The organism is Streptomyces sp. NPDC051740 (assembly GCF_044453165.1).
Taxonomy (GTDB): Bacteria; Actinomycetota; Actinomycetes; order Streptomycetales; family Streptomycetaceae; genus Streptomyces; species Streptomyces atrovirens.
This window is the reverse complement of sequence record NZ_JBITCL010000039.1, coordinates 14,517-35,315: the sequence shown is the minus strand read 5'-3', so window position 1 is coordinate 35,315 and position 20,799 is coordinate 14,517. Positions and strand designations below refer to the sequence as shown.

Sequence of the window (20,799 nt, the reverse complement as noted above, 5' to 3'; positions counted from 1 at the left end):
CCCCCCCCCCCCCCCCCCCCCCCCCCCCCCCCCCCCCCCCCCCCCCCCCCCCCCCCCCCCCCCCCCCCGACCCACCCACCGGCCATAGGCGCTACCCCAGCCCCCACCGGAGGGACAGCGGCGCCGCAGGCATAAAACCCGCACCTCCACCGGGCCGCAGGCGCACACGACCCGTACCCCCACCGGGCCGAACACCGCGCCGCAGGCACAAGACCCGTACCCCCACCGGGGCGAAAGCGGTGCCGCAGGCGTCAGGCGCGCGCCCCCTACTCGACGTCTCCGCCGGAGTCCGTCTCGGCCTCCGCCTCGGAGGCCGTCTCCGCACCACCCGCTTCCAGCAGACGGGACAACTGACGCCCCCCGATCCGCTTGAACTTCCGCTTCTGCGGCCGCGTACGGTCCAGCACCGCCACCTCCAGCCGCTCCGCCGGAATCTCCCGCTCACTGCCATTGGTGTCCCGCGACAACGCCTGCACCGCCAGCCGCAGCGCCTCCGCCAGCGTCATCCCGTCCCGGTGCCGCTGATCCAGGTACCCGCTGATCTGCTCCGCGTTACCCCCCACCGCCACCGAGCCGTGCTCGTCCACGATGGACCCGTCGTGCGGCAACCGGTAGATCTGATCGAACTCCGGGGTCTCCCCGACCTCGGCCACCACCAGCTCCACCTCGTACGGCTTCTCCCCCACACTCGAGAAGATCGTCCCCAGCGTCTGCGCGTACACGTTCGCCAGGCCCCGGGCCGTCACATCGTCCCGGTCGTAGGTGTAACCCCGCAGATCGGCGTACCGCACGCCCCCGATCCGCAGGTTCTCGTACTCGTTGTACTTACCGGCCGCGGCGAACCCGATCCGGTCATAGATCTCGCTGAACTTGTGCAGCGCACGGGACGGGTTCTCACCGACGAACACGATCCCGTCGGCATACTGCAGCACGACAAGGCTGCGACCACGGGCGATGCCCTTACGGGCGTACTCCGCCCGGTCCGCCATCGCCTGCTGGGGTGAGACATAGAACGGCGTCGACACCGGTTATCCGTCCCTTTCTGTCAAAGTCACTGGACCACCAAACAACCGAACAACCCTCCCGCGCGGCCTACAGCAGCGAGGCCCGCGGCCCGTCCGGCTGCTCCAGCCGCCGCTCCAGCACCGACCGGGCGATGTCGGACGCCTCGTCCTCGGTGAGCCGGCGGAAGCCGTCATCGGTGATCACGGTGACGATCGGGTAGATCCGGCGGGCGACATCGGGACCACCGGTCGCCGAGTCGTCGTCTGCCGCGTCATACAGCGCCTGCACCACCAGCGTGGTGGCCTCGGCCTCACTCAGGTCGTCCCGGAACAGCTTCTTCATCGCACCGCGCGCGAAGATCGACCCGGAACCGGTCGCGGCGTACCCCTGCTCCTCGGAACGCCCGCCCGTGACGTCGTAGGAGAAGATCCGCCCCTTCTCCCGGTCCACGTCGTACCCGGCGAACAGCGGAACCACGGCGAGGCCCTGCATCGCCATGCCCAAATTCGAACGGATCATCGTCGACAGCCGGTTCGCCTTGCCCTCCAGCGACAGCTGCGCGCCCTCGACCTTCTCGAAGTGCTCCAGCTCCAGCTGGAACAGCTTTACCATCTCCACGGCGAGACCGGCCGTACCGGCGATCCCCACCGCGGAGTACTCGTCGGCCGGGAACACCTTCTCGATGTCCCGCTGCGCGATGATGTTCCCCATGGTGGCCCGCCGGTCACCGGCGAGCACGACGCCGCCGGGGAAGGTCACCGCCACGATCGTGGTGCCGTGCGGTGCCTCGATGACGCCCTGCACCGGCGGGAGCTGCCGGTTACCCGGGAGCATCTCCGGCTGATGCTCACCGAGGAAGTCCATGAAGGAGGAGGACCCAGGCGTCAGGAAGGCAGCTGGTAGACGCCCGGTGCTACGAGTGTTGGCTTCCACGAAGTTCCCTCCAAGTAAGCGGCAGCCCGACGAACAGCGTCAGGATCGTCTCCCAACTTGCCGATGGCCGAATTGCAGTTGAAGCACAGTACGCCACGGACCTTACCCGTCTTGTGACAGTGATCCACGTGTACGGCCGGAGCCTTCAAACAGATCACGCAGAGGCCCATCCGAGAGGCGACCATCGCGTCCCACTCGGCTTCGGTGAGGCCGTAGTGACGCTTCAGGTGACGGGCCCGCCCTTCGATAGCCCGGCACGCCTTACAGGCTGTCGACAGGCCGTCGGAAGCCGTCCTGTTGCGATCCCACTCGGAGTGCGGCTTGATCTTCTCGCAGCGCTGGCAGTACTTACGCCCTTCCGGTGCAGCAACCCTTGGGCGGGGTCTCCTGCCGCAGGCATCCTGCCGCTGCCGGTAGTACGCCGCAGAGCACTCCCGGCAGTACGCCTGAAGACCGTCTTTCATCGCCTTGTTACTCGCAAAGGCTGCTCGCGGCTTGGACTGCTTGCACCGCGAGCAGCGCTTCACGCTTTCGTCGGACAACCCCAACTCCCCCGCCATAACCTTCGAATCAAAGGCAGAGTCACTCTCCACCCTTCTGAACGAAGGATCGCACGAAGTCCTCGGCGTTAGCCTCCAAGACATCGTCGATCTCGTCGAGAACGTCGTCCACGTCCTCGCTCAGCTTTTCCTGACGCTCCTTGAGGTCCTCCGAAGCCTGCGTCTCCGCCGCCTGCTCCTCGACCTCCTCCATGGACCGGGTGGCCTTCTGCTGTCCGCCGCCGGTGTCCTTGGTCGCCATCACCCTCACCCCGCTCGGTTCGCCCGACACACTTGCTCGGTCAAGATCAGACCCTACTCGCCGGGTCCGACAATGCCCCCGCAGTTGCTCCAACGTACGGGGACCATCTCGATGATTCCCGGACCCGGCGTTTTCCACCCTGTCCGGCCGGCCCTTCCCGGGTACCCCGGCACCCGCTCAGTTTCCCGACAACACCCTGACCAGGTCTTCTGCCGTACGGCAGCGGTCCAGGAGCTCCTTGACGTGATTACGCGTTCCGCGAAGCGGTTCCAGGGTTGGGACCCGCTGGAGCGAGTCCCGGCCCGGCAGATCGAAGATCACCGAGTCCCAGGAGGCCGCCGCGACGTCGTCCGCGTACTGCTCCAGACAGCGCCCGCGGAAGTACGCGCGGGTGTCCTCCGGAGGCTTCGTACGGGCCCGCTCGACCTCTCCCTCGTCCAGCAGCCGCCTCATCCGCCCCCGGGCCACCAGACGGTTGTAGAGGCCCTTCTCGGGGCGTACGTCGGCGTACTGCAGGTCCACCAGGTGCAGCCGGGCGGCGTCCCAGTCCAGGCCGTCCCTGCGCCGGTAGCCCTCCATGAGCTCCCGCTTGGCGACCCAGTCCAGCTCGCCGGCCAGGCTCATCGGGTCGTTCTCCAGCCGCGTGAGCGTGTCCTCCCAGCGGGCCAGCACGTCCTTGGTCTGGTCGTCGGCGTCCGCCCCGAACCGCTCCTCCACGTACTTGCGAGCCAGCTCGAAGTACTCCATCTGGAGCTGTACGGCGGTCAGCGTCCGCCCGCTGCGCAGCGTGACCAGTCGCTTCAGGGACGGATCGTGCGACACCTGGTGCAACGTCCGCACCGGCTGGTCGACCGCCAGGTCCACCGCGATGAACCCGTCCTCGATCATGGACAGGACCAGCGCCGTCGTACCCAGCTTCAGATACGTCGAGATCTCGGACAGATTCGCGTCGCCGATGATCACATGCAGTCGCCGGTACTTCTCGGCGTCGGCGTGCGGTTCGTCGCGCGTGTTGATGATGGGCCGTTTGAGGGTGGTCTCCAGGCCCACCTCGACCTCGAAGTAGTCCGCCCGCTGGCTGAGCTGGAAGCCGTGTTCGTGGCCGTCCTGGCCGATGCCGACGCGGCCGGCGCCGGTGAAGACCTGGCGGGAGACGAAGAACGGCGTCAGGTGGCGCACGATGTCCGAGAAGGGGGTCTCCCGCTTCATCAGGTAGTTCTCGTGCGTGCCGTAGGACGCGCCCTTGTTGTCGGTGTTGTTCTTGTACAGGTGGATCGGCTGGGCGCCGGGAAGCTGTCCGGCGCGTTCCGCCGCCTCGGCCATGATCCGCTCGCCGGCCTTGTCCCAGAGCACGGCGTCGCGCGGGTTGGTGACCTCGGGGGCGCTGTACTCCGGATGGGCGTGGTCGACGTAGAGCCGCGCGCCGTTGGTGAGGATGACGTTGGCCAGGCCGATGTCCTCGTCGGTGAGCTGGCTGGCGTCGGCGGTCTCACGGGCGAGGTCGAAACCTCGTGCGTCGCGCAGCGGGTTCTCCTCCTCGAAGTCCCAGCGGGCCCGGCGGGCCCGGTGCATCGCCGCCGCGTAGGCGTTCACGATCTGGGACGAGGTGAGCATGGCATTGGCGTTGGGGTGGCCGGGGACGGAGATGCCGTACTCCGTCTCGATGCCCATTACTCGCCGTACGGTCATGCGGCCCTCCTTGCCCGGCGGCGTCCCCGGTCGGGGGCGCTGCTGTACCGCCGGCGCTCCGGTGCGTGTGCGGTGCCCGTCCCCGCACTGCGCGACTCGGCGGTACGGAAGAGCCTAGAACGCCTTTGCGCTGGTGGGGAGATCATTTGCGTCATTGCTGTGCTCCAGCCGTGGCCCGAAAAGCAGTCGGCTGCGGGTACCCGTCGAGGGGCACCCGCAGCCGCCCTGGCTTTTACAGGTACTGACCGGTGTTCGCCACCGTGTCGATGGAGCGTCCGGTGTCCGCGCCCTGCTTTCCGGTGATGAGGGTACGGATGTAAACGATCCGCTCGCCCTTCTTCCCGGAGATGCGGGCCCAGTCGTCCGGGTTGGTGGTGTTGGGCAGGTCCTCGTTCTCCTTGAACTCGTCCACGCAGGCCTGGAGCAGGTGGGAGACGCGGAGGCCCTTCTGGTTCTTCTCCAGGAAGTCCTTGATCGCCATCTTCTTGGCGCGGCCCACGATGTTCTCGATCATGGCGCCGGAATTGAAGTCCTTGAAGTAGAGGACTTCCTTGTCGCCGTTGGCGTAGGTGACTTCCAGGAAGCGGTTCTCCTCGGATTCGGCGTACATCTGTTCCACGGCGGTCTGGATCATGCTCTGGACCGTCATGGCCTTGTCGCCGCCGTGCTCGGTGAGGTCGTCGCCGTGCAGCGGGAGGCGCTCGGTGAGGTACTTGCCGAAGATGTCCTGGGCCGCCTCGGCGTCCGGACGCTCGATCTTGATCTTCACGTCCAGCCGGCCGGGCCGCAGGATGGCGGGGTCGATCATGTCCTCACGGTTGGAGGCGCCGATCACGACCACGTTCTGCAGGCCTTCCACGCCGTCGATCTCGGCGAGCAGCTGCGGGACGATGGTGTTCTCCACGTCCGAGCTGACACCGGAGCCGCGGGTGCGGAAGAGGGATTCCATCTCGTCGAAGAAGACGATGACGGGGGTGCCCTCGCTGGCCTTCTCCCGGGCCCGCTGGAAGACCAGGCGGATCTGCCGCTCGGTCTCGCCGACGTACTTGTTCAGCAGCTCGGGGCCCTTGATGTTGAGGAAGAAGCTCTTGCCGGCGGCCTGGCCGGTGACCTCGGCGACCTTCTTGGCCAGCGAGTTGGCGACGGCCTTGGCGATGAGCGTCTTGCCGCATCCGGGGGGCCCGTAGAGCAGCACGCCCTTGGGCGGCCGCAGTTCGTGCTCCTTGAACAGGTCCGGGTAGAGGTACGGCAGCTCGACCGCGTCGCGGATGGCCTCGATCTGGCCGCCGAGGCCGCCGATCTGCTCGTAGCCGATGTCGGGGACTTCCTCGAGGACGAGTTCCTCGACCTCGCTCTTGGGGACGACCTCGTAGACGTATCCGGAGCGGGGCTCCATGAGCAGGGCGTCGCCGGGGCGGATGGTGACGTCCAGCAGCGGCTCGGCGAGCCGCACCACCCGTTCCTCGTCGGTGTGCCCGAGCACAAGGGCCCGCTCGCCGTCCTCGAGGATCTCCTTGAGGGTGACGATGTCGCCGACGCGCTCGAACTCCATGGCCTCGACCACGTTGAGCGCTTCGTTGAGCATCACCTCCTGGCCGCGCCGGAGGTCTTCCAGCTCGACGCCGGGGCTGACGTTCACCCGGAGCTTGCGGCCGCCGGTGAAGATGTCGGCCGTTCCGTCCTCGTTCGCCGTGAGGAAGACCCCGAAGCCGGCCGGGGGCTGTGCGAGCCGGTCGACCTCCTCCTTGAGGGCCACGATCTGGTCGCGGGCCTCACGGAGCGTACCGGCGAGTCGTTCGTTCTGGGCGGACACGCCGGCCAGGTTGGTCTGCAGCTCGACGATCCGCTCTTCGAGAATCCTCGTGTGTCGCGGAGAGTCGGCGAGCTTGCGTCGCAGGACGGCGATCTCCTGCTCAAGGTAGGCAATCTGCCCGGCCGGGTCGTCGGACCCGCGTCCTGGGCGGATGCCGCGGTTCATGTCGTCGTCGTGGGCTGCCACGGTCCTCACCTCCTCCAAGGGGAGCTGGACGCTTCCAGACCCTACCTGGGCGGGTGTCGATTGAAACCCCTAGATCACAAAGACGGTCGGGGTGTGTCCGATCTTCACCCTTGCGCTCTCCCTCACGCCAGGGGAATACCCACCGAAGATGATTGGAACCCAGGCGAAGGTAGGGTCGAAGTGTTCAACACCCGTCAGAGCTGGCCGGATTCCCGTTCGGTTCGACGCAGGAAACGGCAGGAGAGATGAGCGTGCGGCAGGAGACCGGAGTCGGTGGCGAGGCCCTGGAGGTCTGGATCGACCAGGACCTGTGTACCGGTGACGGCATCTGCGCCCAGTACGCGCCCGAGGTGTTCGAGCTGGACATCGACGGTCTGGCCTATGTGAAGAGCCCGCAGGACGAGTTGTTGCAGGACAAGGGGGCGACAACGCCCGTGCCGCTGCCGCTCCTCGCGGATGTGGTCGACTCGGCGAAGGAGTGTCCGGGCGAGTGCATCCACGTCCGTCGGGTTTCGGACGGCGTCGAGGTGTACGGGCCGGACGCCGGGTGATCGATTTGACACGGCGCGTCACGACTGTCTGATGTGTCACACGCCGGGGCGCGCGCCCCGCCGTACGCCCGCGCGCGGGTCACACACTCCTGGCGCCGGACGGGGCGGACCGCACGAACGCGCCGCCCTCCCACCGCCATTTCACGTTCTCGCGCACATCGGGGCAGCAACTGGGCACGTCGGCGGAGGAGTAGCCGAAGAGCACGGCGGTGACCTCGCCGTCACGTACGGCGAAGTCGCCGACGTTGGTGCGGTCCTCGGGGTCGGCGAGGGTGGCGACCACGCGCGGTGCCGTACTGCCCGCGCTTCGGGTGAGGACGTACACGCCGTCGGGCGGGGTGCCCATCGGGGAGTCGCAGTGGACCACGGCAACCGTCTCCGGGCGGCCGTCGCCGTCGAGGTCGCCGGACGCCTTCTTCTTCACCACGGCCTTCACCCTGCCGCAGTCGAGGGGGAACTCGGCGGCCGCGGGGTCGGGCGGGGCGATGTGCGCCGGGGCGCTCTTCGTGTGCGGTCCGGGCGTCGGGGCCGCGGTGGCGGCGTCGGGCCCCAGGACCGGGGAGAGTGCCACGACACCGGCGAGAGCCGTGGCGGTGGCGACCCAGTGGATGGGCCGGGTGTGCGTGTGGGCGAGCTCCGGGACGGCGGATGGCTGCACTAGGAGTGTCTCCTGTGAGGGCTGTGCCGGTGGGGGGTGGCCAGCATCGTGCCACACGTCACAGTACGGAGGGAACGGCGGGGGTGTGCGGTTCCGGTGCGGGGGAACCGGGAAGGGTTTCGCTCTCCGTGCCGTCGGTCGGGTCGTCGGGTCAACGTGAAGACGCCGTGGCGCAGTTCCCGGCGGTTGCCGGGAACTGCGCCACGGCGTCTGTTCGTTGTGGGGGCGGCGGGCCGCGTCAGCGGGCGGCGCCTCCGTCGGCGTTGGGGCCCGCGTAGTCCTCGCCGTAGGCACCCTTGGCGGGGCGGCGGCGGCGCATGGGCGGCTCGACACCGTCGGCGAGGCGGCGGGCGGTGAGCAGGAAGCCGGTGTGGCCGATCATCCGGTGGTCCGGACGGACGGCCAGGCCCTCGATGTGCCAGTTGCGGATCATCGTCTCCCAGGAGGTCGGCTCGTTGAAGCAGCCGATCTCGCGGATGGACTCGACGGTCCGGGCGAGCTGGGTGGTGGTGGCGACGTAGCAGCACAGGATGCCGCCGGGGACGAGCGCCTTGGAGACGGCCTCCAGGCACTCCCAGGGGGCGAGCATGTCGAGGATGACACGGTCGACGTCGGTGTCGGACAGGTTGTCCTGGAGGTCGCCGACGGTGAGCTGCCAGGCGGGGTGCGGGCCGCCGAAGTAGCGCTCGACGTTCTGCCGGGCGATGTCGGCGAAGTCCTCGCGGCGCTCGTAGGAGTGCAGCATGCCCTGGTCGCCGATGGCGCGCAGCAGGAAGCTGCTGAGCGAGCCGGAGCCGACGCCGGCCTCGACGACGCGCGCGCCGGGGAAGATGTCGGCGAAGGCGAGGATCTGCCCCGCGTCCTTGGGGTAGACGACGGCTGCCCCGCGGGGCATGGACAGGACGTAGTCGGGGAGCAGGGGGCGCAGCGCGAGGTAGGCGACGTTCCCGGTGGTGCGGACAACGCTGCCCTCGGGAGCGCCGATCAGTTCGTCGTGGGGGAAGGAACCCTTGTGGGTGTGGAAGTTCTTCCCGGCCTCGAGCGTGAACGTGTAGTGGCGGCCCTTGGGGTCGGTCAGCTGAACCTGGTCCCCGACCTTGAAGGGCCCGCGCCTGCGGGCGGCACCGGTCGGTTCGGACATGTGAACAGCCTACCCGTCCCGGGAGGGGGCGCCGACCACCGCCGGTGCGGGCAGGAGGTTCAGCTGGGCCGCGCCATCGCCTTCACGAAGGCCCTCTCGACGTCGGCCGCGGACAGGACGCCGTAGATCTCGCCGCTGTCCTCGACCACCAGGTACTCGGTGGCCGGGGTGGCGCGCAGGGCGTCCAGGAGGTCCTCTCCGGCGAGCTCGGCGGAGACGTGCATGCCGTCGGTGAGGTCCTGGGCGAGTCCGCCGACCGGTACCCAGGGACGGCGGTGCTCGGGCACGCCGACGATCGCGGCCTCGCGGACCAGGGAGAGGGGGACGCCGTCGGGGTCGACGACGACCAGGGCGCGGGCGCCGGCGGCGTTGGCCCGGCGCAGGGCCTCGGAGAGGGGTGTGTCGGTCTCGACGGGCACCGCGCGGCGGGTGAGGTTGCGGGCGCGCAGTTCGGGGAGGTGTTCGCGCAGCCGGGCCATGCGCAGGCTGTTGCCGGCGCCGGTCCAGATGATCGCGGCGAGGATGGCGGCGAGCAGGGCGTCCAGGACGGTGTCCATGCCCACGTTGTCCACGGCGTCGGAGCCGAGGGCGCCGGACTGGGTGAGCAGCGGGAGGCCGATCAGGACGGCGACGGCGAGGGCGCGGCCGACCCAGGCGGCGGCGATGGTGCCGGTCATGGGTTTGCCGCTGATCGCCCAGACGACGGCGCGGAGCATGCGGCCGCCGTCCAGGGGGAGACCGGGCAGGAGGTTGAAGACGGCCACGATGAGGTTGGAGACCATCAGGCCGGCCAGCAGGACGCCGGGGACGCTGCTGGGGTCGACGGCCAGCAGCCCGAGGTAGAAGAGACCGGACAGGACGAGGGAGAGCAGGGGGCCGACGAAGGCCAGCACGAACTCGCGGCCGGGGGTCTCGGCCTCCTTCTCGATCTCGGAGACGCCGCCGAAGAACTGGAGCTGGATGCGGCGCACCGGGAGCTCGAAGCGGAGGGCGGCGAGGGTGTGGGCGAGCTCGTGGACCAGGACGGAGGCGTAGAAGGCGACCGCGAAGAACAGGGAGACGAGGTAGCTGGCGGCGCCGAGCTCGGGCAGCACGCGGTCGATCTGTCCGCCGAACACCCAGGTGATGAGGATGGCGACGAGGAACCAGCTGGGTGCCACGTACACGGGCACTCCGAACGGGCGCCCCATCAGCAGCCCGCCCCGCTGCTTCTCCTGCGGCCGCTGCGGCGCCGACGCCCGCCCGGCGCCGGAGTGAGCCGGCGATCGTTTTCCACCGCGCTCGTCACCGGGCCCGCCCGCGGACGCCGGGAACTCGCCGGACCCGGCGCCCGGGGGCCTCGGCCCCGCGGGGGCTCGGCCGTCGGCCACGTCACCGGACCCACGACCACCCCGCTCGTCACCGGGCGCCCCGGCGGCAGGCGCCTGGGACCCGGTACGGGTGCCGTCGGCGGCAGGGGTGTCGGGGCGGCGGTCGGACTGTTCGTCGGCGGGGCCGCCCGCGGGCGCGGGGGGTTCGCCGGACGTGGTGTCCGAGGAGCGCGGGTCTTCGGGGGTGCCCTCGGGATGTTCGTCGGCGGGCCGGATCGCGGGCGCGGAGTCCGCGGCTGCCGGGGGTCGGGGGCGCTCGGGGTGTTCGTCGGCGGGCCGGATCGCGGGCGCGGGGGGTTCGCCGGACGTGGTGTCCGAGGAGCGCGGGTCTTCGGGGGTGCCCTCGGGATGTTCGTCGGCGGGCCGGGTCGCGGGCGCGGGGTCCGCGGCTGCCGGGGGGCGGGGGCGCTCGGGGGCCGGGGGCCGAGGGCCCGTGTGGTCGGGCGACTCGTCGTTGCCGGGTCGCGGCTGTCCGCGCCCGCCGCTTACGTCCACCGGTGTCCCCTCGTTCGCTGCGTCTCCCGCGCCTGCCGGACGGGAGGGTCTCGTGTCGATGGTATGCGGCCTGCGCCACGCGTTCCGCCCCGGCACCCTGTCTCTTCCCCTCCTTCCCCTTCCCTCCCCATCGTCACGCACAGCGCCTGCGGCCGTCGGCGTACGCGCTGTCGGTGGCGGGCCGTAAGGTCTGTGGGCATGGAGACGAGCATCGAGGGCGAGGAGCGGGCCGGCGGCGGCCCGGGCACCATGGGCGTACGGGCGGACACGGCCACCGCCATACCGCCCGCTTCGCTGTCCCCCTCGCGTGCGAGTGACTTCATGCAGTGCCCGCTGCTGTACCGGTTCCGGGTCATCGACCGGCTGCCGGAGAAGCCGAGCGAGGCGGCGACCAGGGGCACGCTGGTGCACGCGGTGCTGGAGCGGCTCTTCGACGCCCCGGCCGCCGACCGCACCGCGCTCCGGGCGACGTCGCTGGTCCCGGGTCAGTGGGACCGGCTGCGCGAGACCAGGCCGGAGATCATGGAGCTGTTCGCCGACGATCCGCGGGGCGAGCGGCTGGCGCGCTGGCTGGCGGAGGCGGAGCGGCTGGTCGAGCGGTGGTTCTCGCTGGAGGACCCGAGCCGGCTGGAGCCCGCCGAGCGGGAGCTGTTCGTCGAGGCGGAGCTGGACTCCGGGCTGAGACTGCGCGGCATCATCGACCGGGTGGACGTCGCGCCCACCGGCGAGGTGCGGATCGTCGACTACAAGACGGGCAAGGCGCCCCGGCCGGAGTACGCCGAGGGCGCGCTGTTCCAGATGAAGTTCTACGCCCTGGTGGTGTGGCGGCTGAAGAAGGTGGTCCCCCGCCGGCTCCAGCTGGTGTACCTCGGCAGTGGTGACGTGGTGACCTACGATCCCGTGCTCGCGGATCTGGAGCGGGTGGAGCGCAAGCTGCTCGCGCTGTGGGACGCGATCCGGCTGGCGACCGAGACGGGTGTCTGGCGCCCGCGTCCCACGAAGCTGTGCGGCTGGTGCGACCACCAGGCGCACTGCCCGGAGTTCGGCGGCACTCCCCCGCCGTACCCCCTGCCGGTGAGGGCGCCCGAGTCCGGCGGGGCCCAACAGGGCAGAATGGGGCCGGACTAGCGAAGGAGACTTACGTGGCCATCCGCGTCCTACTGGTCGACGACCAGCCGCTGCTGCGCACCGGGTTCCGGATGATTCTGGAGGCCGAGCAGGACATCGCGGTCGTCGGCGAGGCCGGAGACGGCCTCCAGGCCCTGGACCAGGTGCGGGCGCTGCAGCCCGATGTGGTGCTGATGGACATCCGCATGCCGCGGATGGACGGGGTGGAGGCGACCCGGCAGATCACCGGGCCCGAGCGGGACGGGCCGGCGAAGGTGCTGGTGCTGACGACGTTCGATCTCGACGAGTACGTGGTGGAGGCGCTGAGGGCGGGGGCCAGCGGCTTCCTGCTGAAGGACGCCCCGGCCAACGAGCTGGTGCAGGCGATCCGTGTGGTGGCCGCCGGGGAGGCGATGCTCGCGCCGAGCATCACGCGCCGGCTGCTGGACAAGTACGCCACGCATCTGCCGTCCGGTGACGAGCCGGTGCCGGACACGCTGCACACACTGACCGAGCGTGAGGTCGAGGTGCTGAAGCTGGTGGCGCGCGGGCTGTCCAACGCGGAGATCGCCGCCGATCTGTTCGTCAGCGAGACCACCGTCAAGACGCACGTCGGCCATGTGCTGACCAAGCTGGGGCTGCGCGACCGGGTGCAGGCGGCGGTGTACGCCTACGAGAGCGGGCTGGTGCGCCCCGGCGCCCAGTAGCGCGGTACGACGAAGGGCGCCCACCCCGACGGGGTGGGCGCCCTTCGTCGTACCGGTTACGGCGTCAGCCCTTGTTCAGTTCCCAGAACCGGAACACGGTCGAGGCGTCGAGACAGTACTCCAGGCCGTACACGCCGTCCTGGACGACCGCGTACTGCTTGGCCTGCCAGACGGGGAGGACGGGGATGTCCTCGGCGACGACGTCCTGGATCCGGCCGAACTCCTCGTCGGTGGCGGAGCGGTCGCTCTGGGCGGCCGTGCGCGGGAGGAGCGAGTCGGTGATCGTGCCGGCGTCGTAGTTGTTGTCCAGTACGTTGCCCTCGCCGAAGAAGGGCCCGGTGAAGTTGTCGGCGTCCGGGTAGTCGGGCACCCAGCCCTTGACGTAGACGCCGTACTTGCCGGCCGCGATGTCCTTCTCGTACTGGGCGAAGGGGACCGACTCGACGTCGGCGTCGAACAGTCCGCTCGCGTTGAGCTGTCCGGCGATCGCCTTCAGTTCCTGGTCGGTGGCCGGGCCGTAGCGGGACGGGGTGGACCACAGGGTCAGCTTCACCTTGCCGGTGATGCCCTCCTCCTCCAGCGCGGCGGCGGCCCTGGCCTTGGAGGGGCGGGCGCCGTAGGTGTCGAAGAAGGCGGTGTTGTGGCCGCCGATGCCGGCCGGGACGATCGAGTACAGCGGGCTGGCCGTGCCCTGGTGGACGTCCCGGACGAGGGCGTCACGGTCGATCAGATGGGCGATGGCCCGGCGCACGCCGAGTTTCCCGGCGACCGGGTCGTCCATGTTGAAGACCAGGTGCTGGACCTCGGCGCTGCTGCCCTCGACGATCTCGACGCCGCCGGTGCCGTCGTCGGCCCGGTCGATGCCGTTGATGGCCTCGGCGGTGAGGCCGCGGTAGGCGATGTCGACCTCGGCGTCCTGTACGGCCTTCTTCAGGGCGTTCTGGTCGCCGTGGAAGAACTCCAGGGTCACGCCGGAGTTCTTGGTCTCGGCGGTGCCCTCGTAGTGCTCGTTGACGGAGAAGACGGCGCGGTCGTTGGCGAACGAGTCCAGCCGGTACGGGCCGGAGCCGACCGCCTCCCCGTCCTCGCGCAGTCCGTCGGCGTCGTACTCGCGGTGGTCGACGATGGAGCCGGCGCCGGACGCGATCTTGCTGGGGAAGGTGGCGTCGGGTGTGTTCAGTTCGAAGACGACCGTCTTCCGGTCGGGGGTGCTGACCTTCTCCAGCGTGGGGAACATGATCGCGGGCCCGTCGGGGTCGTTGATCTTCAGCATGCGGTCGAAGGAGAACTTCACGTCCTTCGAGGTGAGCGGGTCACCGTTGCTGAACTTCAGTCCGTCCCGCAGTGTGCAGCGGTAGACCTTGGTGCCGGCGTCCGCGAAGCCGCAGCTCTCGGCGGCGTCCGGCTGCGGCTCGGTGGCTCCCTTGGGGAAGCCGAGCAGCGACTGGAAGACGTTGTTGAACAACAGCCAGGAGCCGGGGTCGTAGCCGGAGGCGGGGTCGGTGGACAGGACGTCGTCGGACATCCCCACCACGACGTTGGAGCCGTCGGCCCCCGCGTCGCCGCTCTCGGTGCCACAGCCGGTCAACAGGCCGGAGGCCAGCCCCGCCACGATGGGCAGGACTGGCCACGGGTTACGCAAATTCACGTGCCATGCCTTGTCGTTCTTGCTGCCCGGACCGCGCCACCGGTCCGGGTTCGTGCGGTTTCATGCGGTTCCGTCACTCGGTGACGCCGCGCGCGAGCTCCCACAGCTGGAGGGACGAGGAGGAGTTGAGCGCGTAGGCGGTGCCGGTGACGCCGTCGCGAGCGGCGACGTACTGCTTGCCCTGCCACAGCGGAATCACCGGGACGTCCCTGGCGACGATGTCCTGGATCTCCGCGAGGCTGTCGGCGGCGGACAGCCGGTCGGCCTGGCGGCGCGACTCGGGGATCAGCTCCTTGATGATCTCGGTGTTCGCGTAGGGCGAGCTGAGGAAGTTGTCCTCACCGAGGAAGGGGGCGGTGAAGGCGTCGGCGTCCGGGTAGTCGGGGAACCAGCCCATGCCGTAGACGTCGTACTTCTCGTTCTGGGCGGCGGTCTTGAACTTGGTCCAGGTCTCGCTCTTGATGTCGGTCTCGAACAGACCGCTGTCGTTGAGCTGCTTGCTCAGCTGCTCGAACTCCGTCTTGGCGGCGGGACCGTAGTGGTCGTGCGTGTAGTGCAGCGTCAGCTTCACCGGGGTGCTGACGCCGGCCTCCTCCAGCAGATCGCGGGCCTTGGCCACGCTCGCGTCACCGTACTTGTTGAAGAACGCGTTGGTGTGACCGGTGACGCCGGCGGGGACCAGCGAGAACAGCGGCTCGGCCTGGGAGCCGTAGACGTTGCCGATCAGCTCGCTGCGGTTGATGACCTGGGCCATCGCCTGGCGGACGGCCCTGTCCTTCACGGTGGGGGCCTCGGTGTTGAACGCCAGGTACCGGATCTCCAGACCGGGCGACTCGACCAGCTCGATCTCGTCGTCGGTGGCGTTGCCGAGCTCCTGGATCTGCTCCGGCGACATGGTGCGGGTCGCCATGTCGATGTCGCCCTTCTCCAGCGCCTCGCCCATGGCTTCGGCACTGTCGTAGGAGACCATCTCGACCTTGTCGTTGTTCACCTCCAGCGCGCCCTTGTAGGAGGGGTTCTTGGTGAAGGTGGCACTGACCATCGTGCCGTCCTCGACCTTGCCCTCGAGGGTGTACGGACCGGAGCCGTCGACCTCGAAGCCCTCGCGCAGCTTGCCCTTGTCGTAGTCGTCCGGGTTGACGATGCCCGCGACCGGGGTGGACAGCTTGTACGGGAAGGTGGCGTCGGCACTGTTGAGGTGGAAGATCACCTCGCGGTCGCCCTGCGTCTCGACGGTGTCGATGGTGGACAGCAGCGCGAACACACCACTGTCACCCTTGATGGCGAGGGCGCGCTCGATGGAGAACTTCACGTCCTCCGCGGTGATCGCGTCGCCGTTCGAGAACTTCAGACCGTCGCGCAGGGTGCAGCTGTAGCGCTCGTTGCCGGCGTCGGTGAATCCGCACGACTCGGCGGCCTCGGGCACCGGCTCACCGTCGCCGCGGGGCTGGACCATCAGGGTCTGCACGGTCTGCCGCAGGATGTTCCAGGTACCGACGTCGTAGGCCCAGGCCGGGTCGAGGGGCGCGGGGCCGTCCTCCTTGGATGCGGTGAACCGGTCCGTGGTGCCCACGACGATCGCGCCGCCGTCTCCGCTCCCGCCCTCGGTGTCGCCGCAGGCGGCGAGCACCGGCGCGAGCAGGCCCATCGCGGCCGCCAGCACCAAAGTCTTGCGGTTCATGCTCGAGTTTCTCCAGGACTGTCGACTCCGTGTATCCGGCATGCGGGGGTTGTCGCAGCGGAACACGGGGATGGGGGCGAGGTTCTCGCGATGACATTAGTCCGCGCCCGCAGGAGCGTTCGCAGCCGCCGGAGTTGAGGGCACATCACGCAGTGAGACCGGGTGTGAACGCACCGGTAAAGGCGACCGGGGAATGATTGGTGCAGCTTCTCATGAATCAGGACACAAAGGCGTACCGGTGACCTCCGAAATGGTGCGGAAGGCACAGGAGGACATCGTTGTCGACCCCCTTTCATGTGGTGAACCTCACATGCGAAAGCGGGCTCGGTGGAGCCGGAATTCGGCCACCGGCAAGCGGGTCGAATTCTTTCGGGCGCGTGCGTCCGGGCCCGGGAAGCCGAGTGGCGGGAATTCCGGCGGTAACACCGCTGCGCTGGGTGAACGCCTAGCGCATTTCCGTCATCAGACCATGCAGGAATGTCAGGTCCACGACTTCCAGGGAGGACACGACCGTCCGCCGGACGGCCGGGGTGATCGGGCCCACCGAGGGCACCGCGACGACCTGGCAGCCAGCCGCCTCGGCGGCGGTCACACCGGTCACCGTGTCCTCGACGACGGCGCACCGTACGGGGTCCACACCGAGCCCGGCGGCGGCCGCGAGATACGGGTCGGGGTGCGGCTTGGTGCGCGGCACCTCGTCGCCGGCGACCGACAGGGCGAAGTGCCGGTGGCCCAGCGTCTTCAGCACCCGGTCGATGATGCGCCGGTGGGAGGCGGAGACGAGCGCCGTGGGGATCGCGTACTCGGACAGCTCGGCGAGCAGCCGCGCGGCGCCCGGCATCAGCGGCAGGCCGTGGTCGATACGGTCCTCGAAGCCGTCGTTGAGCAGCACCGTCAGCTCGGGCAGGCCGATGTCGGCGCCGGTGGCCTCGATGAGGAACCCCGCGCTGCGGGTCATGGGGCCGCCGACCACGACATGGCGCCAGGAATCGTCGAGGGTGTGGCCGAGGGAGGCGAAGACCTCGACCTCGACGTCCCACCAGAAGCCCTCGGTGTCCACCAGGGTGCCGTCCATGTCGAGGAGGACGGCCTGCAGGGCCGACCCCTCGGCCGTCTGGGTTCCGAGCGCGGGGACCGTACTGGTCATCCGCGTACCTCCTTCACAGGGACGACCAGGCCGGTTCCCACGGGGGGAACCGGCCTGCGATGGACCGACCAGTGTACGTCGTGTGCGCCCGGAACGCCTGGTGCGGCTTCCTGGCGCCTCAGCGGGCGTTGAAGTACTTGGCCTCCGGGTGGTGGATGACGATGGCGTCCGTGGACTGCTCGGGGTGCAGCTGGAACTCCTCGGAGAGCCGCACGCCGATGCGCTCGGGTTCGAGCAGATCGGCGATCTTGGCGCGGTCCTCCAGGTCGGGGCAGGCGCCGTAGCCGAGGGAGAAGCGTGCGCCCCGGTACTTCAGGGCGAACATGTCCTCCATCGCGGCCGGGTCCTCGCCCGCGAAGCCGAGTTCGGAGCGCACGCGCGCGTGCCAGTACTCGGCGAGGGCCTCCGCGAGCTGTACGGAGAGCCCGTGCAGCTCCAGGTAGTCCCGGTAGGCGTTGGCCTCGAACATCCGGGCGGTCTCTTCGCCGATCCTCGAGCCGACCGTGACCACCTGGAGGCCGACCACGTCGGTCTCGCCGGACTCCTCCGGGCGGAAGAAGTCCGCCAGGCACAGCCGGCGGCCGCGGCGCTGGCGCGGGAAGGTGAAGCGGGTGCGCTCGTTGCCCTGCTCGTCCAGGATGATCAGGTCGTCGTCCTTGGAGACGCACGGGAAGTAGCCGTAGACCACGGCCGCCTCCAGCAGGTTCTCCGTCTGGAGCCGGTCGAGCAGTCCGCGCAGCCTCGGCCGGCCCTCGGTCTCGGCCAGCTCCTCGTAGGTCGGCCCGTCGCCGGTGCGGGCCTGCTTCAGGCCCCACTGGCCCTTGAAGAGGGCCCCCTCGTCGAGCCAGCTCGCGTACTCCTTGAGCTGGATGCCCTTGATGACGCGGGTGCCCCTGAAGGGCGGGGTGGGGACCGGGTTGTCGGTGGCGACGTCGGAGCGGACGTGCCCCTCCTCGGGCCGCTCCTCGATCTCCACGGTGGCCGCGCGGACCCGGCGCTGCTTCAGTTCGGGCAACTGGGCGCCGGGCACACCGCGCTTGATGCCGATGAGGGCGTCCATCAGGCGCAGGCCCTCGAAGGCGTCGCGGGCGTAGCGGACCTCGCCCTGGTAGATCTCGTGCAGGTCCTGCTCGACGTAGGCGCGGGTGAGGGCGGCGCCGCCGAGGATCACCGGGTAGTCGGCGGCCAGGCCGCGCTGGTTGAGCTCCTCCAGGTTCTCCTTCATGATCACCGTGGACTTCACCAGCAGCCCGGACATGCCGATGACGTCGGCCTTGTGCTCGTCGGCGGCGTCCAGGATCGCGGAGACCGGCTGCTTGATGCCGAGGTTGACGACGTTGTAGCCGTTGTTCGACAGGATGATGTCGACCAGGTTCTTGCCGATGTCGTGCACGTCGCCGCGCACGGTGGCCAGCACGATGGTGCCCTTGCCGGCCTCGTCGGTCTTCTCCATGTGCGGCTCGAGGTGCGCGACGGCGTTCTTCATCACCTCGGCGGACTGGAGCACGAACGGCAGCTGCATCTGGCCGGAGCCGAACAGCTCGCCGACCACCTTCATGCCGTCCAGGAGGGTGTCGTTGACGATGTCGAGCGCGGGCCGCTCCTGGAGGGCCTCGTCCAGGTCGGCCTCCAGGCCGTTGCGCTCGCCGTCGATGATGCGGCGCTTGAGGCGCTCCTCCAGGGGCAGCGCGGCCAGTTCCTCGGCCTTGCCGGCCTTGAGGGACTTGGCGGTGGCGCCCTCGAAGAGCGCCATCAGCTTCTGCAGCGGGTCGTAGCCCTCGGCGCGGCGGTCGTAGATGAGGTCGAGGGCCGTGGTGACCTCTTCCTCGCTGAACCGGGCGATGGGCAGGATCTTCGACGCGTGGACGATCGCCGAGTCCAGGCCGGCCTTGACGCACTCGTCGAGGAAGACCGAGTTCAGCAGGATGCGGGCGGCCGGGTTGAGGCCGAAGGAGATGTTCGACAGGCCCAGCGTGGTCTGCACCTTGGGGTGGCGCTTCTTCAGCTCGCGGATGCCCTCGATGGTGGCCAGGCCGTCCTTGCGGGACTCCTCCTGGCCGGTGCAGATGGTGAAGGTCAGACAGTCGACGAGGATGTCCTCCTCGTGGATGCCCCAGTTGCCGGTCAGGTCGTCGATCAGCCGCTCGGCGATCTCGACCTTCTTCTCGGCGGTGCGGGCCTGGCCCACCTCGTCGATGGTGAGCGCGATCAGCGCGGCGCCGTGCTCCTGGGCCAGCCGGGTGACCCGGGCGAACCGGGACTCGGGGCCCGCCCCGTCCTCGTAGTTCACCGAGTTGATGACCGCGCGGCCGCCGAGCTTCTCCAGCCCGGCCCGGATGACGTCGACCTCGGTGGAGTCCAGGACGATCGGCAGGGTGGAGGCGGTGGCGAACCGTCCGGCCAGCTCCTCCATGTCGGCGACGCCGTCACGGCCCACGTAGTCCACGCACAGGTCCAGCATGTGCGCGCCCTCGCGGATCTGCTCGCGGGCCAGCTCGACGCAGTCGTCCCAGCGGCCCTCCAGCATGGCCTCGCGGAACTTCTTGGACCCGTTGGCGTTGGTCCGCTCGCCGATGGCCAGGTAGGAGGTGTCCTGGCGGAACGGCACGCTCTGGTAGAGGGAGGCCGCGCCCGGCTCCGGCTCGGGGGCACGCTCGGGCGGGGTGACGTCGCGGACGCGCTCGACGAGCTGACGCAGATGCTCGGGCGTGGTGCCGCAGCAGCCGCCCACCAGGGACAGGCCGTAGTCCCGTACGAAGGTGTCCTGGGCGTCGGCCAGGCCCTCGGGGCCGAGCGGGAAGTGCGCGCCGTCCTTGGTGAGGACCGGCAGGCCGGCGTTGGGCATGCAGAGCAGCGGGATGCGGGAGTGGCGGGCCAGGAAGCGCAGGTGCTCGCTCATCTCGGCCGGGCCGGTGGAGCAGTTCAGCCCGATCATGTCGATGCCCAGCGGCTCCAACGCGGTCAGCGCCGCGCCGATCTCCGAGCCGAGCAGCATGGTGCCGGTCGTCTCGAAGGCCATGGAGGCCAGCAGGGGCACCTCGACGCCGGTCGCCTCCATGGCCTTGCGGGCGCCGAGGATCGACGCCTTGGTCTGCAGCAGGTCCTGCGTGGTCTCCACGATCAGCGCGTCGGCGCCGCCGGCCAGCAGGCCCTCGGCATTCGCCTGGTAGCCGTCTCGGATGGTGGCGTAGGCGACGTGGCCGAGGGTGGGCAGCTTGGTGCCGGGACCGACCGAGCCGAGCACCCAGCGGGTGCGGCCGTCGCGCGCGGCGTACTCGTCGGCCGTCTCGCGGGCGATGCGGGCCCCGGCCTCGGACAGTTCGTACACGCGGTCGGCGATGTCGTACTCCGCCGTGGCGGTGTGATTGGCGCCGAAGGTGTTCGTCTCGACGCAGTCGACCCCGGCGTCGAAGTACTCGGCGTGGACCGAACGGACGATGTCCGGGCGCGTCAGGTTCAGGATCTCGTTGCAGCCCTCGAGGTCCTGGAAGTCCTCGAGCGTGGGGTCCTGGGCCTGGAGCATGGTGCCCATGGCTCCGTCGGCGACCACCACCCGGGTGGCGAGCGCCTCGCGGAGGGCGGACACACGGGTCCGGCTGTCGGCGGAAGGGGTCTGCGGCAACGAGGCCATGAAAGGGGCTCCCTCTGGGTGCGACGGCTGTCGGCTTTGCGGCTGCCCGGGATCCCCTCACGGAGCGTCCCCGGCTGGGCGCACCTCGCCAGGGTATCCGGGACCGCTCCCTGATGTCCGGGGCGTCCACGGGGCGGACGATGATGGCCGACAACCGACGCACGGAGCACGAGTGGCGGAACCGATCACGTCCGACCATTGGCGGGAGGTCGGCATCGACCGGTAGTGTTCGACAA

16 protein-coding genes are annotated in these 20,799 nt (G+C 69.6%); 3 read left to right on the top strand and 13 right to left on the bottom strand.

Going from position 1 to position 20,799, the window contains the following annotated elements; all coding sequences use genetic code 11:
* Positions 1-266: 266 nt before the first annotated feature.
* From prcA to arc, 6 genes are all read right to left on the bottom strand, one after another.
* The gene (gene prcA, locus ACIA6T_RS34700; protein ID WP_030867325.1) at positions 267-1,025 is read right to left on the bottom strand and encodes a proteasome subunit alpha; all 759 of its coding nucleotides are present in this window, start codon (positions 1,023-1,025) and stop codon (positions 267-269) included.
* Positions 1,026-1,092: 67 nt separating this feature from the next.
* Complete coding sequence (prcB, locus tag ACIA6T_RS34695) at positions 1,093-1,938, bottom strand: proteasome subunit beta (protein WP_399450488.1); 846 nt, start codon at positions 1,936-1,938, stop codon at positions 1,093-1,095.
* Positions 1,890-2,123 carry an endonuclease VII domain-containing protein gene (locus ACIA6T_RS34690; protein WP_399450489.1) on the bottom strand — a complete coding sequence of 78 codons (234 nt, stop codon included), beginning with the start codon at positions 2,121-2,123 and terminating at the stop codon, positions 1,890-1,892. The genes prcB and ACIA6T_RS34690 overlap by 49 nt, the downstream gene beginning before the upstream one ends.
* 397 nt (positions 2,124-2,520) lie before the next feature.
* On the bottom strand, positions 2,521-2,739 hold the full coding sequence (locus ACIA6T_RS34685) for a ubiquitin-like protein Pup (RefSeq protein ID WP_399450487.1): 219 nt from the start codon (positions 2,737-2,739) through the stop codon (positions 2,521-2,523).
* Between the two features lie 177 nt (positions 2,740-2,916).
* A complete protein-coding gene (dop, locus tag ACIA6T_RS34680) occupies positions 2,917-4,428 on the bottom strand; it encodes a depupylase/deamidase Dop (protein WP_399450486.1) in 1,512 nt (503 codons plus the stop codon).
* A gap of 232 nt (positions 4,429-4,660) precedes the next feature.
* On the bottom strand, positions 4,661-6,427 hold the full coding sequence (gene arc, locus ACIA6T_RS34675) for a proteasome ATPase (protein ID WP_344560509.1): 1,767 nt from the start codon (positions 6,425-6,427) through the stop codon (positions 4,661-4,663).
* Positions 6,428-6,672: 245 nt separating this feature from the next.
* On the opposite strand from arc, the gene ACIA6T_RS34670 reads away from it, so the two are divergent.
* Positions 6,673-6,978: a ferredoxin gene (locus ACIA6T_RS34670; protein WP_399450485.1), complete on the top strand. Its 306-nt coding sequence runs from the start codon at positions 6,673-6,675 to the stop codon at positions 6,976-6,978.
* Between the two features lie 79 nt (positions 6,979-7,057).
* Here the strand turns inward: ACIA6T_RS34670 and ACIA6T_RS34665 are convergent, their stop codons facing one another.
* The 3 genes from ACIA6T_RS34665 to ACIA6T_RS34655 all read right to left on the bottom strand — a co-directional run bounded on the left by ACIA6T_RS34665 (position 7,058) and on the right by ACIA6T_RS34655 (position 10,642).
* On the bottom strand, positions 7,058-7,636 hold the full coding sequence (locus ACIA6T_RS34665) for a hypothetical protein (protein WP_399450484.1): 579 nt from the start codon (positions 7,634-7,636) through the stop codon (positions 7,058-7,060).
* Positions 7,637-7,874: 238 nt separating this feature from the next.
* A complete protein-coding gene (locus ACIA6T_RS34660) occupies positions 7,875-8,777 on the bottom strand; it encodes a tRNA (adenine-N1)-methyltransferase (protein ID WP_073933638.1) in 903 nt (300 codons plus the stop codon).
* 59 nt (positions 8,778-8,836) lie between these two features.
* Complete coding sequence (locus ACIA6T_RS34655) at positions 8,837-10,642, bottom strand: site-2 protease family protein (RefSeq protein WP_399450483.1); 1,806 nt, start codon at positions 10,640-10,642, stop codon at positions 8,837-8,839.
* Positions 10,643-10,840: 198 nt separating this feature from the next.
* On the opposite strand from ACIA6T_RS34655, the gene ACIA6T_RS34650 reads away from it, so the two are divergent.
* Both ACIA6T_RS34650 and ACIA6T_RS34645 read left to right on the top strand, forming a co-directional pair.
* Positions 10,841-11,770: a RecB family exonuclease gene (locus ACIA6T_RS34650; protein WP_399450482.1), complete on the top strand. Its 930-nt coding sequence runs from the start codon at positions 10,841-10,843 to the stop codon at positions 11,768-11,770.
* 14 nt (positions 11,771-11,784) lie between these two features.
* A complete protein-coding gene (locus tag ACIA6T_RS34645) occupies positions 11,785-12,456 on the top strand; it encodes a response regulator transcription factor (RefSeq protein ID WP_004990257.1) in 672 nt (223 codons plus the stop codon).
* Positions 12,457-12,520: 64 nt separating this feature from the next.
* Here ACIA6T_RS34645 and ACIA6T_RS34640 read toward each other — a convergent pair whose 3' ends face one another.
* The 4 genes from ACIA6T_RS34640 to metH all read right to left on the bottom strand — a co-directional run bounded on the left by ACIA6T_RS34640 (position 12,521) and on the right by metH (position 20,563).
* Positions 12,521-14,104 (bottom strand): ABC transporter substrate-binding protein, encoded by a 1,584-nt coding sequence (locus tag ACIA6T_RS34640; protein WP_399450481.1) that lies wholly within the window; start codon positions 14,102-14,104, stop codon positions 12,521-12,523.
* A 73-nt stretch (positions 14,105-14,177) separates the two neighbouring features.
* A complete protein-coding gene (locus ACIA6T_RS34635; RefSeq protein ID WP_399450480.1) occupies positions 14,178-15,785 on the bottom strand; it encodes an ABC transporter substrate-binding protein in 1,608 nt (535 codons plus the stop codon).
* A 445-nt stretch (positions 15,786-16,230) separates the two neighbouring features.
* The gene (locus ACIA6T_RS34630) at positions 16,231-16,932 is read right to left on the bottom strand and encodes an HAD family hydrolase (RefSeq protein ID WP_399450479.1); all 702 of its coding nucleotides are present in this window, start codon (positions 16,930-16,932) and stop codon (positions 16,231-16,233) included.
* Between the two features lie 118 nt (positions 16,933-17,050).
* Positions 17,051-20,563: a methionine synthase gene (gene metH, locus ACIA6T_RS34625; RefSeq protein WP_399450478.1), complete on the bottom strand. Its 3,513-nt coding sequence runs from the start codon at positions 20,561-20,563 to the stop codon at positions 17,051-17,053.
* Between the last annotated feature and the right edge of the window lie 236 nt (positions 20,564-20,799).